Origin of the sequence: Pseudomonas sp. CFBP 8770, assembly GCF_014841705.1 — a bacterium.
GTDB lineage: Bacteria > Pseudomonadota > Gammaproteobacteria > Pseudomonadales > Pseudomonadaceae > Aquipseudomonas.
Window position 1 is genome coordinate 215,926 of record NZ_JACYUL010000005.1, and the last position, 14,614, is coordinate 230,539.

The window sequence follows — 14,614 nt, forward strand, 5'->3', positions numbered from 1 at the left end:
TCAGCGTCCGATGCGCGGTTCGTTGAGGGCGATGGGCACTGCGATGTCGCGCACCTTGTGGTCGTCGTTGCGCTGCTGACGCAATGACTCCAGGGCCACTTTCGCGGCGGCGCGGACGTGATCGACGGACGCCTGGTGCGCCGCCATCGGATCGCCGCTCTTGATCGCGGTGACGATGCGTTCCATTTCGTCGTTGCTGACGCCGCGGCGGTTTTCCTGCGACACCGAGGTCGCGCGCAGGTAGCTGATGCGAGCCTGCAACTGGCGCAGCTGGGTCGCGGCGACCTGGTTGCCCGAGCCTTCGAACAGCACGTCGTAGAAGCCCTGGACCGAGCTCAGCACGTCGGACAATGCACGCTCTTCGAGCGCCTTGCGGTTGACCGCCAACGCTTTTTCCAGGGCACGGATGTCCCGGGCCTTGGCATTGAGGGTGAACAGCTGGACGATCAGGCCTTCGAGCACGCAACGCAGCTCATAGATGTCGCGGGCGTCTTCCAGGGTGATGATGGCCACGCGTGGACCCTTGGCGTCGGCGAATTCCACCAGGCCTTCGGATTCCAAGTGTCGCAGCGCCTCGCGCACCGAGGTACGGCTCACGCCCAGGCGCTCGCACAGATCACGCTCGACCAGGCGATCGCCCGGCAGGAGCTGGAAGTTCATGATGGCGCTGCGCAACTTGTCGAGCACGATTTCGCGCAGGGTGACGGGGTTGCGATTGACCTTGAAGCTGTCGTCGAGGGGCAGGCGTTTCATCGGGTCCGCTCTGTTGAAAAGGCAAAAAAACAGCGGCGAGTCTAGCACGCCACCCGGCGTTGCTGCCCAACGGCGACAGGCCAGGCACCCAGGTGCGGCTGGCCGGTTGGGTCAGCGCAGGTCGATCATCCCAGGGTCGGCAATGCGCCCAGTTTGCCGCGGTGGTAGAGCATGGGCGTCAAAGGCTCGCTGGGCAGGATCAGGTTCTTCACAGCACCGACGATGATCGCGTGATCGCCACCGTCGTACTCGCGCCACAGCTCGCACTCGATGATGGCCGTGGCTTTCTCCAGCAGCGGGTTGCCCAGCTCGCTGAGGTGCCAGGCGATGGCCCGCGCCTTGTCCTTGCCCTTGCTGGCAAAGGCGTAGGCCTCGGCCTGCTGGTCTGCGGACAGCAGGTGAATCGCGAAGCGCTTGCTGTCGCGCAGGACCGGGTAGGTGTCCGACTCGTAGTTGGGGCAGAACAGTACCAGCGCCGGGTCGATCGACAGCGCACTGAATGCACTGGCGGTGATGCCGACGATGCCGCCTTCCGGGTCCAGCGTGGTGACGACCGTCACGCCGGATGGGAACGAAGCCATCACTTCTTTGTAGATGCCGGGTTCGATCATTTCAAATTACCTCAACGCATCACGAATGGGTCGGGCATGGGTGCCTGGGACAGGTTGATCCATACCGTCTTGAGTTCTGTGTAGGCCAGTACCGAATCGATGCCGCTCTCGCGGCCATAGCCACTGTTCTTGAAGCCGCCGATCGGCGCCATGGCCGATACCGCGCGGTAGGTGTTGACCCAGATGATACCGGAACGAACGTCACGGGCCAGGCGGTGGGCACGGCCCAGGTCGCGGGTCCAGATGCCGGCGGCGAGGCCGAACTGGGAATCGTTGGCCATGGCCAGCGCTTCTGCTTCGGTGGAGAAGCGGATGACCGACGCCACCGGACCGAAGACTTCCTCCTGCATGATCTTCATGGAGTGGTTGTCGCATTCGAACAGGGTTGGCTGGTAGTACCAACCGTCGCTGTCGGTCTGTGCGCGCTGACCGCCCATGCGCAGGGTAGCGCCTTCTTCCAGCGCCTGCGCGACCAGGCTTTCGACCACGGCCAACTGCTGGGCGGTGGCCATGGGGCCCATTTCGCTGGCTTCGTCCTGGGGGTTGCCGATCTTGATGCGCTTGGCGCGCTCGACCAGACGCTCGACGAATTCGTCGTAGATCTCGTCCTGCACCAGCAAGCGCGAGCCGGCCACGCAGCTCTGCCCGGAGGCGGCATAGATGCCGGCCACCACGCCGTTGATGGCGCTGTCCAGGTCGGCATCGGCGAAAATGATGTTCGGCGACTTGCCGCCCAGCTCCAGGGACAGCTTGGCGAAGTTTTCGGCGCTGCTGCGAACCACGTGGCGCGCGGTGGCGGCACCGCCGGTGAAGGCGATCTTGCGCACCAACGGGTGGCGGGTGAGGGCGGCGCCGGTGCTCGGGCCATAGCCGGTGACGACGTTGACCACGCCCGGCGGAATGCCGGCTTCCAGAGCCAGGCGCGCCAATTCCAGCAAGGTGGCACTGGCATGCTCGGAGGGCTTGAGAACGATGGTGTTGCCGGCCGCCAGGGCCGGCGCCAGCTTGATCGCCGTCAGGTACAGCGGGCTGTTCCAGGGAATGATCCCGGCAACCACGCCGATCGGTTCGTGCACCGTGTAGGCGAACAGGTCGGGCTTGTCGAGCGGCAGTGTGCCGCCCTCCAGTTTGTCCGCTAGGCCTGCGGTGTAGTGGAAAAACTCGGGCAGATAACCCACCTGGCCGCGGGTTTCGCGGATCAGCTTGCCGTTGTCACGGCTCTCGAGCTGGGCCAGCGCTTCCTTGTTCTCGCCGATCAGGTCGCCCAGCCGGCGCAGCAGCTTGCCCCGGGCGGTGGCGGTAAGCCCGCGCCATGCCGGCGCCTCGAACGCCCGCTGTGCGGCCTGCACGGCGCGGTCGACATCGGCCTCGTCGGCGTCGGGCAATAGCGCCCAAGGTTGGGCAAGGGCGGGGTTGTGACTCTCGAAGGTCTTGCCGGACAGCGCATCGACCCACTGGCCGTCGATGCACATCTGAAAGCGTGAAAGGGTCATGCGACGATCCCCTGTGCCTGGTTGTCCAGGCGCTGGGCCCGGGTAAGAAAATCCAACAACATCTGGTTGACCAGCCGGGGTGATTCCACGGGCATCATATGCCGTTGCTCGTGGAGTATCGCGACCTCGGCGTGGGGAATGCGCTCGGCCATTTCCCGTGCCATCTGCGGCGTGGAGCCCGGGTCGAGTTCACCTGTGGCGATCAGCGCCGGCGCCGCGATGCTGCCAAGGTCATCGGCGCGGTACATGTCCTGGGTGGCGAACAGTTCATAGGTGGTCAGGTAGCCCTGCGGATCATTGCTGGCCAGCGTCTCGCGCAGCGCGGCGATCTGCGCCGGGTTGGCCGCCTGGTACTCGCGGCTGAACCAGCGCGACAGCGCCGCCTCGGCGTTCGCGTCCGGGCCATGCTCGGCCGCCTGCCCGGTGCGTGCTATCACCCCGGCGCGCTGTTCGGCGCTGCGGTTGAACACGCTGTTGAGCACCACCAGGGCCTGCAGGCGTTCGGGGTAGTGCAGGGCGAACGCCCGTGCCACCAGCCCGCCCATGGAGAAACCGATGACCGTCGCTGCGGGTACTTGCAAGTGGTCCAGCAGTTCGAGCAATTGGTCGGCGTAACCGAGCAACGCGGTGCCAGGTGCAGGCAACGCACTGGCGCCATGTCCGAGCATGTCGTAGGCGATGACCCGATAGTGCGGCAGCAGCCCGACGAACTGGCCTCCCCACATTTCCTTGTTCAAGCCCACTCCATGGATGAACACCACGGGCGGGCCGTCACCCGCGGCCAGGTAACTGGTACCGGCCGCAGTGCGTTCAGCGGTAAGCCGAATCATGGAGCGCTCCTGAGTCAAGTGAGTCACTGGGCCTTTTCGGCAGCCAGCTCTTCCAGGTCGATGTAGCGGTTGCCGATCCGCGGGTGCAGGCGCCCGCCGTTGGCGCAGCCCAGGACGACGACGATCTCGTCGGCGCGCGGCGAATCCTCGATCTGCATTTCCAGGGTGACGTAGTGGGAGCGCAGGCCTTCGTCGTCCTTGTGCATCATCGGGATCTGAATCGAGGTGCCAGGGCCGCCGCGCTTGTTGGTGAAGCTCAGGTAGCTTTTGGCTTGCACCGCTTCACGGTAATGGTTGCCGAAGCGCAGGGTGTGGATGACGGCCGAGGCGTGCTCGATTTCACCGTCGGCACCGACCACCGCCGCCTTGCCGTAGGCCTCGATCTTGTCCGCGCCACCGATGCTGGCCACCAGGCGCTCGACCATCAGGGCTCCGAGGTCCGAACAGCTGGCCTTGATCTCCGGTTTCAGGTCTTCGACGAAGCCGCGGCCCAGCCACGGGTTCTTCATGACCACCGCCAGGCCGACCATGGTCACGGGAGTGTCGGTGGCCTTGCCGCCTTCGATGAGGGTCTCTTCGGAGTAGGTGACGATTTTGCGGATCTCGAAGCTCATGCCTGTTTCCTTCTTGGAGGGTGTGTATCTGGTATTATGGTATACCAAGAACGAGCTTGGGCAAGTGTTTTTTATCAGGGGATTTCACAGTCCTGTAGCAGCGGCGCGAGCCGCGTCCGGAGTCACCGCGACCCTGCAGGCATACTGCATGTGCCGCCGACGCGGCTTGCGCCGCTGCTACAGAGCGGCGCGGTGCTCCAGAGATGACAGCTTGCGTAGTTGCAGGATTTGCGCAGATCTATGGGTATCATTGCCCACTCACGGGCGAGGTATCCATGTTCGATTGGGAAGATCTGAGGCACTTTGCGGCCTTCGTGCGAGCCGGCTCGCTGGCGTCGGCGGCCAGGGCGCTGGCGGTGGACCATGCCACCGTGGCGCGGCGCATCGCGTCACTGGAAACCGCGCTCAACCTCAAGCTGGTCGATCGCCGCTCGCGTGCCTACGTGCTGACCCACCAGGGACTGCGGATTGCCGAGTTCGCCGAGCAGATGAGCACCTCCTCGTTCGCTCTGGAGCATTACGCTGGCGCCGATCAGCCAGACGTGCAGGGCGAAGTGGTGCTGTCGGCACCGCCCGTATTGCTGGGCAGCCTGATTGCGACCCACGCCGGTACCCTGCTGGCGCAGCATCCGGCGTTGTCGCTGCGCCTGGTGGGTACCAAGTCGCGCACCTCGCTGGCGCGCCGGGAGGCAGACGTCGCAGTCAGCCTGGCCCGGCCGCTGGAGTCGACATTGGTGGCGAGTCTGCTCGGGCACCTGGACTATGCGCTGTACGCCAGCCCTGCCTACCTGGCGCAGGCAGCGAAGCCGCGCTTCATTGGCTACGACGCTTCGCAAGCCAAATCCGTCCAGCATCGCTGGCTGGTCGAACAGGCTGCGGACGGCGGATTCGTGCTGTGCAGCAACGACCTGCGCGTGCAGGCACTGGCTGCTGCAGGCGCAGCGGGTATCGTCTGCCTGCCGGCGTTCATTGCCGCCGAACACGGCCTGCAACGGGTCGACCCGGAAGCGGCCACCTTCAACATCGAGGTCTGGATGGCGTTCCACGAAGACGTGCGCGCAACGCCACGCATCCAGGCGGTCAGCGAATTCGTGCGGCAATGCATGGCAGTGCTGCCACGCTTGTGAATTTCTGCATAGCTCAGGTGCGACGCCTGGGGGTTATGTCCGGTCGGAGTGGGCGCTAAGGTAAAGGCATCGGACCGGCATGTCGCGCGGTCCCCCGCAGGAGCCTCTTCATGAACTACGTCAAGCTGGGCAACACTGGCCTGGACATCTCCCGCCTGTGCCTGGGCTGCATGACCTTCGGCGAGCCGGATGCCGGTACCCACCCCTGGACCTTGGGCGAGGATGCCAGTCGGCCGATCATCAAGCATGCGGTGGAGCAGGGCATCAACTTCTTCGACACGGCCAACAGCTACTCGGCCGGCACCTCCGAAGTCATCGTCGGCAAATTGCTCAAGGAGTTCACCCGTCGCGAAGAAACCGTGATCGCCACCAAGGTGTTCTTTCCGGCCAACATGTGGGAAGGCTCGAAAAAGCCCAATGAGCAGGGCCTGTCGCGCAAGGCGATCATGGCCAGTATCGATGCAAGCCTGCAGCGGTTGGGCACAGACTATGTTGACCTCTATCAGATTCATCGCTGGGACTATCACACGCCGATCGAAGAGACCATGGAAGCCCTGCACGACGTGGTGAAAGCAGGCAAGGCGCGCTACATCGGGGCGTCGTCGATGTACGCCTGGCAATTCGCCAAGGCCCAGCAGGTCGCGGCCAGCAACGGTTGGAGCCGGTTCGTCTCGATGCAGAACTACCTCAACCTCATCTATCGCGAAGAAGAGCGCGAAATGATTCCCCTGTGCCTGGATCAGGGCGTCGGCCTGATGCCCTGGAGCCCGATGGCCCGCGGCCGGCTGACCCGCCCGCACGGGATGCAGACCGAACGCACCCGCACCGACATTTCCGGGCAGTCGTTCTATGCTGCCACCGAGGTCGAGGATGGCAAGGTGATCGACGTGGTCGAGCAAATCGCCAAGGAACGCGGCGTGCCCATGGCGCAGGTAGCGCTGGCCTGGGTGTTGAACAAGCGCGGCGTGTCGGCGCCCATCGTCGGTGCCTCCAAGGCCGCACAGCTGGACGACGCCCTGGCCGCGTTGCAGCTGTCGTTGAGCGAAGAGGAAACGGCGCGGCTCGAAGGCCCCTACGTACCACATGTGGTGACCGGTTTTGCCTGACAGAGCTGGGCGCAGGTGGGTCGCCGAGGAATCGCGCGGATGCTATCTTTGCTCTGCGATCCACTGCCTGAGTTGAACATGACCCACCCGTTTCCCTTTTCCCGAGAGGGCATGAGCGAGAAAGTACGCTGCCACGACTGGGCCGCGACGCCGCTGGGGCCGATCCACAGTTGGCCTGCCGTCCTGCGCATCGCCGTCGATATGCTGCTGGCATCACGCTTCCCCGGCTGTCTGGCCTGGGGAGGCGAGCGCATCACCCTGTACAACGATGCGTTCGAGCCCTTGCTGGCGGGCAAGCCACCGGCGCTCGGAGTGCCGATGCGCATTGTCTGGAGCGAAGTGTGGGACGAGATCGAGCCGATCATGGACCGTGCCTTTGAAGGCGAAGCGACCTTCATCGAGAACTTCCCGCTGGTTATCCAGCGCAACGGCAGGGCCGAGCAGGCGTATTTCACTTTCTGCTACAGCCCTGTACGCGACGAACATGGCAGCATCGTGGGCATGCTCGACACGGTCATCGAAACCACCGCGACATTGCAGGCCAGGGACAAGGCCGAGCAGGCAGCCGAAGGCTTCGAGCGTGAAGCCATGGCGCGTACGGTCGAACGCAACCGGTTCTGGGACCTTTCATCCGACATCATGTTGGTGGCCAGCCGCAGGCTCGAAATCACAGCCATCAATCCGGCCTGGTCGCGGGTGCTGGGCTGGAGCGCCGAGGACCTGGTTGGCCATCACGCCATCGACCTGATCCACCCCGACGATCATGAAGCGGTAGCGGTTGCGATGGTGCCGCTGTATCGCGGCGAACGCCTGCATGACATGACCTGCCGCCTGCGCCACCGCGACGGCAGCTACCGTTGGATTGCCTGGGCAGCGGTGCCTGCCGAAGACTCGTTCCACTCCGTAGGCCGTGACGTGACCGAAGAGCGCGAGCGTGCGCTGATGCTGCAGCAGGTCGAAGAACAACTGCGCCACAGCCTCAAGATGGAAGCGGTCGGGCAGTTGACCGGCGGGCTTGCCCACGACTTCAACAACCTGCTGACCGGCATCAGCGCCAGCCTGGAACTGCTGCGCCAACGTGTCGAACAGGGCCGCATCGGCGAGCTCAAGCGGTACATCGACGCTGCCCAAGGGGCCTCGGCCCGGGCCGCGACCCTGACTCATCGGCTGCTGGCGTTCTCGCGTCGTCAAACCCTGGCGCCACGGGCTGTCGAGCCCAAGGCCCTGATCGCCGACCTCGAAGACCTGGTACGCCAGACGCTGGGCCCGAGCATCGAGTTCAGTGCCCAGGGCGACGACGATGTCTGGTGGGTGCGGGTGGACGCCAACCAGTTGGAAAGCGCGCTGCTCAACCTCTGCATCAACGCTCGTGATGCAATGCCGGGGGGCGGCAGCCTGTGGTTGCGCGCGCGCAATCACCATCAGTTCGCCCGAGCCCGCACCGAGAACGATCTGCAGCCGGGCCAGTACGTGTGCCTGAGTGTGACCGACAGTGGCACGGGCATGGATCCGCAGACCATCGCACGGGTATTCGATCCGTTCTTCACCACCAAGCCACTGGGTCAGGGCACCGGCCTGGGCCTGTCGATGGTGTACGGCTTCGTCCGCCAGTCGGGCGGGCAGATCCGTGTCGATTCCTCACTGGGGCAGGGCACCGCAATGCACCTGTTTCTGCCGCGACACACCGGCGAGATCGGTGCGACGCTGCCGGTAGTGACCGGAGCCCTGCTGGACACTGAAGCCACCGGTGAAACCATCGTGTTGATCGACGACGAGGGAACGTTGCGGCAGATGGTGGGCGAAGCGTTGCGGGAGAAGGGCTACCGAGTGCTGGAAGCGGCCAATGGCGTAGAGGGTTTGTCACTGGTGCAGGGCGGCTTGAAGGCCGACCTGTTGATCACCGACATCGGCCTGCCGGGTGGCCTCGATGGCCGTCAGGTGGCAGATGCCGCCTGGGCGTTGGAGCCCGGGCTGAAAGTGCTGTTCATCACCGGCTATGCGGATCAGACCGCGGCCAGCGACGAGGTACCGGGAGCCATCGCCCATGTGCTCACCAAACCATTCACCCTGGACCACCTGACTCACACCGTGCGCTCGATGTTGGTCAGGCGTTAGGTGATACCGCTATCCGGCGCCGCTGCTGGCGCCCGATTCGCGGTCTTTCTCGATGGTGCGGGTGCGTTTCTCCAGCACCAGGTACACCACGCAGGCAATCGCCAGCGGCAGCAGGAAATACAGCGCACGGTAGGCAATCAATGCGGCCAGCAGCGCACCTTTGGAGTATTGCCCCTGCAGCAGGGTGATGAAGATGGTCTCCAACACACCCAGGCCGGCTGGGATGTGGGTGATCACACCGGCAATGCTGCTGATCAGCAGGATCGCCAGAATGGTCGGATAGCCGACCTTCTCGGGCAGCAGCGACCACACCAGCAAGCCCATCAGGCTCCAGTTCAACGCGCCCAGACAGGCTTGGGTCAGCGCCATCTTGAACGACGGCAGGAGGATCTCCTGCTTGCGTATGGTCCAGGTGCGTTTCTTCGAGAAGCGGCAGGCCGCCAGGTACGCCAGCCCAAGCAGGATGATCACTACGCCGATGATCTGCAGCCCGGTGCTGCCGATCTTGAAGCCTTCGGGAAGCGCCGGCAGCCCCATCGCGAACAGCGTCCCGGCCACGAACAGGTAACCCAGCCAGTTGGTGATCAGGCACAGGCTGAGGATCTTGGTGATGGCCGGCACATCCAAACCCAGCTTGGAGTACAGGCGGTAACGCAGGGCAATCCCGCCGACCCACGAGCCCAGGTTGAGGTTGAACGCATAGCACACGAATGCCAACGGCAGCACCTGCCGACTGGGCACTTCGTGGCCGATGTAACGCTTGGCCAGCAGGTCATAACTGGCGAACGTCAGGTAGCTGGCTGCGACGATGCCGGCACCGATCAGCAAGGTGCTCATCTTGTAGGAGCTCAGCGCATGCTTGACCTCCTGCCAGTCGAGGTTTTTCACCAGCATGAACACCAGCACCGGGACCAGAATGAAGCACAGCACGGTCATGATGCGCTTGGCCCATACCCACTTGCTGGATTTCGGCGAGGCCTTCGGCGCGCTCTGCGATGAAGTCGTCATACCGTCTCCTTGCGGTCCAGGGCAGGCGCCTGGCAATGCTGCGGCTCGACATCGATCAACGGCACCAGCTTGGGCGAGTGCGCTGGAATGAACCCCACCATGGCCGGAAAGTGGCGCAGGAAGTGGAAGGTGAGGAAGATGATCGGCGCGCGCCACCAGTACCCACGCAGAACCCGTTGCAGGCTGATCGACTTGCAGGTGCTTTCGGCCAGTTCCTGCAGGTGATCGTGCAGCCGCTGGTTGAAACGGCGGTCCTTGATGATCAGGTTGCCTTCCAGGTTGAGCGACAGGCTCAGCGGGTCAAGGTTGCTGGAGCCCACGGTCGACCATTCCCGGTCCACCACCGCGACCTTGCCGTGCAGCGGACGCTGGCAGTACTCGCGGATGACCACGCCGTCACGCAGCAGATAGTTGTAGAGCAGGCGCGAGCACAGGCGCACCAGCGGCATGTCGGGCATGCCCTGCAGAATCAGGGTCACGTCGACACCGCGGCGAGCAGCATTGCGCAGCTCGCGCAAGAAACGGTAGCCGGGGAAGAAGTAGGCATTGGCGATGATGATCCGTTCACGCGCACCACGAATCGCCTTGAGGTAGTGGTCCTCGATATCGGTGGTGTGTTCGTTGTTGTCGCGAATGGTCAGCAGCAGCCGCGCGCTCGCACTGTCGGCATCGGGCGACGGGCTGCGCGAGCGCCATGGGGCACGGTCGCGCACAACCTTGCTGGTGCGGTCGAGCAACGCCAGGGTGGCTCGGTGCAGGTCGGCCACGATGGGGCCTCGCACACGCACGGCATAGTCCTGCTTGGCCATCGGGTCGCCGGAGTCGGCCAGGTGGTCGGAACTGTAGTTGATGCCACCGACGAAACCGATCTCGCCATCGATGACCGCGATCTTGCGGTGCAGCCGACGAAACAGGTTGGTGCGTACGCCCATCACCCGCGGCTGCGGGTCGAATGCCAGCAGTTTCACGCCGGCATCGGACAGCTCACGCAGGAACTGCGTGCTCAGTTCCGCCGTGCCGTAACCATCCACCAGCACTTCCACACGCACGCCGCGTTGCGCCGCTTCGATCAGCACCCGCTGCAGATCCTTGCCTACTTCATCTTCGTAGATGATGAAGGTTTCGATCAACACTTCCTCACGAGCCTGGCCGATAGCCTCGAACACTGCCGGGAAGAACTCCTCACCGTTGATCAGCAGCTGGATTTCATTGTTGTCACGCCATTGCTCGCTCATAGGCGAACCTCCACTGCGAGGGGCACATGATCGGAAAGATGGGACCAGGGTTTGCGCGACAGCACCTTGGGCATATGGGCTGTCGCGTTGCGAATGTAGATACGGTCGAGCCTGAGCAGCGGCAGGCGAGCCGGGAACGTCTTGGCATGCCTGCCGAAGGCTTCGACGAACACCTCGGTCATGTTGCAGTCGGCCAAGGCCTCATCGGCGCGCAGGCGCCAGTCGTTGAAGTCGCCGGCGACGATAACGGCAGCCTTCGGATCCAGGCTGTCGAGCAGCCGACACAGCAACTTCAGTTGCTGCTGACGCTGGCTTTCGCCCAGCCCCAGGTGCACGCAGACGGTGTGCACTTCTCCGTGCCCCGGTACTGCCAGCACCGAATGCAGCAGGCCACGCTCCTCGGTGCCATTGACGCTGACATCGAGGTTTTCGTGGCGCACGATGGGAAACTTGGACAGCAGCGCGTTGCCATGGTCGCCGTCCGGGTATACCGCGTTGCGGCCGTAGGCGTACACCGGCCACATGCTGTCGGCGAGGAATTCGTATTGGGGAACGTCCGACCAGTTGTCGTAACGCTGGCCATGGGAGCGATGCATCCCGAGCACTTCCTGCAGGAACACCACATCGGCGCCCAGCGTGCGAACAGCCTCGCGCAACTCGGGCAGCACGAAGCGCCGGTTCAGCGGGCTGAAGCCCTTGTGGGTATTGACCGTCAGAACATGCAGGGAAGTTACCGCCACAGCGTCCTGGGGTAACGGCTGAGGATTGGGGGTGGTCATTCTGAAGCTCCTGAGGGGACGACAGGGGCACTTTGGCCCCTATGGTCCGACTCGGAAGCGATTGTGAAGGTTCAACGGTGCCATCATTGGAGACCAGGCCCATGCCGGAGCGTCCTGATGCTGTAGAAAATGCGTTTCACAGACACGCTAAAATGATCGAGGGTATTTGTGATGTGGCCAGCCGGTTCGCGACTATTGCTCAGGACCTGTATCCGCAGCTCATTACTCAAGACACCTTGCGCATGATCCAGAACCGTATTGATGAGAACGTTGCTCGGCTGCGAGCAACTGTCAGCTGAACCATGAATCACTTGGCAAACAGCTGGCTCATGTCCTTGAAGGCCTTGAACTCCAGCGCGTTGCCGCAGGGGTCGAACAGGAACATGGTGGCCTGCTCGCCGACCTGGCCCTGGAAACGGATGTAGGGTTCGATCACGAACTCGGTTCCGCGCGCCCTCAAGCGCTCTGCCAGGGCCTCCCACTGCGCCCATTCCAGAATGATGCCGAAGTGCGGGACCGGTACGTTGTGGCCGTCCACCGCGTTGCTGTGCACACTTTCCTGCGAAGCCGTCTTGGGGTGCTCATGGATGACCAGCTGATGGCCGTAGAAATCGAAGTCTACCCACTGTGCGCTCGAGCGGCCTTCGGCAAGGCCGAACACCTCACCGTAGAAGTGACGGGTTGCGGCCAGGTCGTACACGGGGATTGCAAGGTGGAAGGGCGAAAGGCTCACGGTCATTTCCTTTGGATGGTTTTGATTTTTATCAATTCTTATCCGGAAATACCTCAAGTAAAAGCGCAAATCTTCGGTTCCGAGCTCCAATTATTCTGATGAATCATACGTTCAGTAAGCCTCATACCGCCTGCAACACGCAGTCTCGAAACAGATTGAACAGCGGTGAATGCTTTTGTCGGTACTTGGATACCAGCACGATTTCTCTGAAAAACGTGAGGTCGTGCAGCTCCAATACTTTCACGTCTTCCGAATGTTCGAGCCATAGACCCGCTTTGGGTACCAACGAAACGCCCAGCCCACTGCGCACCATCTTCACAATCGCATCCAGCTCATCCAATTCCAGGGTTTGGCGAACGTGGATCTTTTGCTCCTTGAGAAACTGGGTGACCAGGCGGCCGCCGAACGATCCGCGGTCATACCGCACGAAGGGCTGTTCTGCGAGAAGCTTCAGCGGATCATCGCCTTCTACATCCGTGGCGGTGATCAGCACGAACGCCTCGCGCGCGATCACTTCGGCCTGCAGATCCTTGGGTAGCGAGAAGGGCGGTTTGATCATGATGGCCAGGTCCAGCTCACCTGCATCCACCTGACTGAGCAGATTCAACGAAACGCCTGGCACCAGGTGGGTTTCGATGAACGGCGCCTGTGCTTTCAAGGCCACCAGTGCCTGCGGCAGGATCCCGGTCTGAACCGTGCCGATGGCGCCGATGCGCAGTGAGCCCTGGAAACCATTGGCACTGTCGGCCGCGCCCATCTGCTCGAACAGGCGCAGGATTTCTTCGGCCATTGGTATGGCGCGTTGGCCTGCCGAATTGAGGGTGGCGGAGCGGCCTGTGCGGTCGAACAGCTTGACGCCGAGTGTTTCCTCGAGACTTCTGATCTGCGCACTGACGGCTGACTGGGTCAGCCCGACCTGCTGGCCGGCGGCGGCGAACGTGCCTCGTTGGGCAACGCAGATGAAGGTCTTTAGCTCTCGGATCATGGGGTGCCTTGGTGTGTTGTCGGATGGTTGCGCGATGACGGGATATCCAGAAACTATCCGGATCCTCGAAAAGCATTGACTGTACTTCTGGTCGGCGATTACAGCCTGAAAAACACCCTGTTGCTCCTAGTTTCGTCCCTCGCTTTCAACGGGTGTACCAGCGTTCGCGAGTGGCGATTTCGGTGGCTTCCACTACCTGCGTTCGGCTTGCCTCACCTTACGGCTCAGTCCAGGCGTTTTGCCGGTAATGCGTTTGAATGCGCGACTGAACGCGGCCTGGGAGGTGTATCCCAAGCGCTGCGCCACCTCTTCGATCGGCAGCCTGTCCAAGGTTAGCCACTGGCTTGCAAGGCGCATTCGCAGTTCGGTCACGTAGCGCAGCGGCGTCATGCCAACCGTTATCTGGAAGCGCTCCGCGAAGGCTGAACGCGAGGTATGGCAGTGCTCGGCCAACTGCGCGACGGTCCAGTCCCGACCCGGTTGTTGATGAAGCGCCAGCAGTGCACCGGCCAGGCGTGGGTCGCGCAAGGCCGCGACGAGCCCAGAGGCATTGCCGCAGGCGCACTCGACCCAGCCTCGAACCACCATGGCAGCTACCACGTCGGCCAACCGCGCAAGGATACCGGCGAAACCGACGCGGGCAGCGCTGACCTCGCGCTCCATGGTGGCCAGAATCGGCACCAGCCCCGGGTAACGCTGGCCGCCGGCATCGATCAGCATCAGGCCCGGCATCAGCCGGCCAAGGCCATGGAGGCTGCCCAGCTCAAACTCCATGCAACCGCTGAACAAGATTGTGCTTGGCGTGGCGCTGGCATCGGTTCCGGTGTCCACCGCGCTTACGGTATCACCGAGCGGTGCGCCGTCCAGAAGGTCGATGTCTTGAACAGGGGCGTCCGGATGAGAAAACAGTTGATGGGCTGCGCCATGGGAGATGAACACGGCATTGCCGGCAGACAGCGCGTAGGTGCTGCCATCCTCCATTTGCAGCACCGCAGTGCCGACGGCGATGAAGTGGAACCAGGCGTGCCCGGACTTTTCCGTGAAGCCCAGACCGAAAGTAGGGCCCGCCTGGATACGCCGGTACTCGACGCCACGCAATCGCATGCCGCGTAACAGTTCGTTGATGAGATCCGAGGAAAGAGCAAACTGATCTGCAGGCATCGTTCAGGTGTTTCAGTCAAAAACCAGAGACTCAGGATCATAGATCATCCAGATCTCGGCGCCT

14 protein-coding genes and 1 pseudogene are annotated in these 14,614 nt (G+C 62.9%); 4 read left to right on the forward strand and 11 right to left on the reverse strand.

Going from position 1 to position 14,614, the window contains the following annotated elements; translation table 11 throughout:
- The 5 genes from IFT98_RS13135 to IFT98_RS13155 all read right to left on the reverse strand — a co-directional run bounded on the left by IFT98_RS13135 (position 1) and on the right by IFT98_RS13155 (position 4,301).
- Complete coding sequence (locus tag IFT98_RS13135; RefSeq protein ID WP_122715584.1) at positions 1–753, reverse strand: GntR family transcriptional regulator; 753 nt, start codon at positions 751–753, stop codon at positions 1–3.
- Positions 754–878: 125 nt separating this feature from the next.
- Positions 879–1,364 carry a flavin reductase family protein gene (locus IFT98_RS13140; RefSeq protein WP_122477692.1) on the reverse strand — a complete coding sequence of 162 codons (486 nt, stop codon included), beginning with the start codon at positions 1,362–1,364 and terminating at the stop codon, positions 879–881.
- An 11-nt stretch (positions 1,365–1,375) separates the two neighbouring features.
- Entirely contained in the window at positions 1,376–2,857 is a 1,482-nt protein-coding gene (locus tag IFT98_RS13145; protein ID WP_122477694.1) for an aldehyde dehydrogenase, read from the reverse strand.
- On the reverse strand, positions 2,854–3,687 hold the full coding sequence (locus IFT98_RS13150; protein ID WP_192049121.1) for an alpha/beta fold hydrolase: 834 nt from the start codon (positions 3,685–3,687) through the stop codon (positions 2,854–2,856). The genes IFT98_RS13145 and IFT98_RS13150 overlap by 4 nt, the downstream gene beginning before the upstream one ends.
- A 23-nt stretch (positions 3,688–3,710) precedes the next feature.
- Positions 3,711–4,301, reverse strand: a complete 591-nt coding sequence (locus IFT98_RS13155; protein ID WP_192049123.1) for an amino acid synthesis family protein — start codon at positions 4,299–4,301, stop codon at positions 3,711–3,713.
- Positions 4,302–4,576: 275 nt separating this feature from the next.
- Here IFT98_RS13155 and IFT98_RS13160 point away from each other — a divergent pair, with 275 nt between their 5' ends.
- The 3 genes from IFT98_RS13160 to IFT98_RS13170 all read left to right on the forward strand — a co-directional run bounded on the left by IFT98_RS13160 (position 4,577) and on the right by IFT98_RS13170 (position 8,649).
- Positions 4,577–5,428: a LysR family transcriptional regulator gene (locus IFT98_RS13160; RefSeq protein WP_192049125.1), complete on the forward strand. Its 852-nt coding sequence runs from the start codon at positions 4,577–4,579 to the stop codon at positions 5,426–5,428.
- A gap of 110 nt (positions 5,429–5,538) precedes the next feature.
- On the forward strand, positions 5,539–6,534 hold the full coding sequence (locus tag IFT98_RS13165) for an aldo/keto reductase (RefSeq protein WP_192049127.1): 996 nt from the start codon (positions 5,539–5,541) through the stop codon (positions 6,532–6,534).
- Positions 6,535–6,645: 111 nt separating this feature from the next.
- A complete protein-coding gene (locus IFT98_RS13170) occupies positions 6,646–8,649 on the forward strand; it encodes a hybrid sensor histidine kinase/response regulator (protein WP_192049128.1) in 2,004 nt (667 codons plus the stop codon).
- Between the two features lie 9 nt (positions 8,650–8,658).
- On the opposite strand, the gene IFT98_RS13175 is transcribed toward IFT98_RS13170, so the two are convergent.
- Genes IFT98_RS13175 through IFT98_RS13185 form a run of 3 tightly spaced genes read right to left on the reverse strand, consistent with a single transcriptional unit; the run spans position 8,659 to position 11,671 of the window.
- Positions 8,659–9,657: a lysylphosphatidylglycerol synthase domain-containing protein gene (locus tag IFT98_RS13175; RefSeq protein WP_185793189.1), complete on the reverse strand. Its 999-nt coding sequence runs from the start codon at positions 9,655–9,657 to the stop codon at positions 8,659–8,661.
- Positions 9,654–10,892, reverse strand: coding sequence for a cardiolipin synthase ClsB (clsB, locus tag IFT98_RS13180; protein ID WP_122715573.1), 1,239 nt, complete (start codon positions 10,890–10,892; stop codon positions 9,654–9,656). Before clsB ends, IFT98_RS13175 begins: the two co-directional genes overlap by 4 nt.
- Positions 10,889–11,671 (reverse strand): endonuclease/exonuclease/phosphatase family protein, encoded by a 783-nt coding sequence (locus tag IFT98_RS13185; protein ID WP_192049130.1) that lies wholly within the window; start codon positions 11,669–11,671, stop codon positions 10,889–10,891. Before IFT98_RS13185 ends, clsB begins: the two co-directional genes overlap by 4 nt.
- A 152-nt stretch (positions 11,672–11,823) precedes the next feature.
- Between IFT98_RS13185 and IFT98_RS13190 the strand changes: the two are divergent.
- Positions 11,824–11,970: pseudogene (locus IFT98_RS13190) on the forward strand (type II toxin-antitoxin system HipA family toxin); the annotation flags it as partial.
- An 8-nt stretch (positions 11,971–11,978) separates the two neighbouring features.
- Here IFT98_RS13190 and IFT98_RS13195 read toward each other — a convergent pair.
- The 3 genes from IFT98_RS13195 to IFT98_RS13205 form a co-directional block, all read right to left on the reverse strand.
- Complete coding sequence (locus tag IFT98_RS13195) at positions 11,979–12,404, reverse strand: VOC family protein (RefSeq protein ID WP_122477711.1); 426 nt, start codon at positions 12,402–12,404, stop codon at positions 11,979–11,981.
- Positions 12,405–12,525: 121 nt separating this feature from the next.
- Positions 12,526–13,389 (reverse strand): LysR family transcriptional regulator, encoded by an 864-nt coding sequence (locus IFT98_RS13200; protein ID WP_192049132.1) that lies wholly within the window; start codon positions 13,387–13,389, stop codon positions 12,526–12,528.
- Positions 13,390–13,581: 192 nt separating this feature from the next.
- The gene (locus IFT98_RS13205) at positions 13,582–14,550 is read right to left on the reverse strand and encodes an AraC family transcriptional regulator (protein ID WP_192049134.1); all 969 of its coding nucleotides are present in this window, start codon (positions 14,548–14,550) and stop codon (positions 13,582–13,584) included.
- Positions 14,551–14,614: the final 64 nt, after the last annotated feature.

Coding starts and splice junctions, on each gene's coding strand:
- IFT98_RS13135 (WP_122715584.1), bottom strand. CDS start 753: ATGAAACGCCTGCCCCTCGACGACAGCTTCAAGGTCAATCGCAACCCC.
- IFT98_RS13140 (WP_122477692.1), bottom strand. CDS start 1,364: ATGATCGAACCCGGCATCTACAAAGAAGTGATGGCTTCGTTCCCATCC.
- IFT98_RS13145 (WP_122477694.1), bottom strand. CDS start 2,857: ATGACCCTTTCACGCTTTCAGATGTGCATCGACGGCCAGTGGGTCGAT.
- IFT98_RS13150 (WP_192049121.1), bottom strand. CDS start 3,687: ATGATTCGGCTTACCGCTGAACGCACTGCGGCCGGTACCAGTTACCTG.
- IFT98_RS13155 (WP_192049123.1), bottom strand. CDS start 4,301: ATGAGCTTCGAGATCCGCAAAATCGTCACCTACTCCGAAGAGACCCTC.
- IFT98_RS13160 (WP_192049125.1), top strand. CDS start 4,577: ATGTTCGATTGGGAAGATCTGAGGCACTTTGCGGCCTTCGTGCGAGCC.
- IFT98_RS13165 (WP_192049127.1), top strand. CDS start 5,539: ATGAACTACGTCAAGCTGGGCAACACTGGCCTGGACATCTCCCGCCTG.
- IFT98_RS13170 (WP_192049128.1), top strand. CDS start 6,646: ATGAGCGAGAAAGTACGCTGCCACGACTGGGCCGCGACGCCGCTGGGG.
- IFT98_RS13175 (WP_185793189.1), bottom strand. CDS start 9,657: ATGACGACTTCATCGCAGAGCGCGCCGAAGGCCTCGCCGAAATCCAGC.
- clsB (WP_122715573.1), bottom strand. CDS start 10,892: ATGAGCGAGCAATGGCGTGACAACAATGAAATCCAGCTGCTGATCAAC.
- IFT98_RS13185 (WP_192049130.1), bottom strand. CDS start 11,671: ATGACCACCCCCAATCCTCAGCCGTTACCCCAGGACGCTGTGGCGGTA.
- IFT98_RS13200 (WP_192049132.1), bottom strand. CDS start 13,389: ATGATCCGAGAGCTAAAGACCTTCATCTGCGTTGCCCAACGAGGCACG.
- IFT98_RS13205 (WP_192049134.1), bottom strand. CDS start 14,550: ATGCCTGCAGATCAGTTTGCTCTTTCCTCGGATCTCATCAACGAACTG.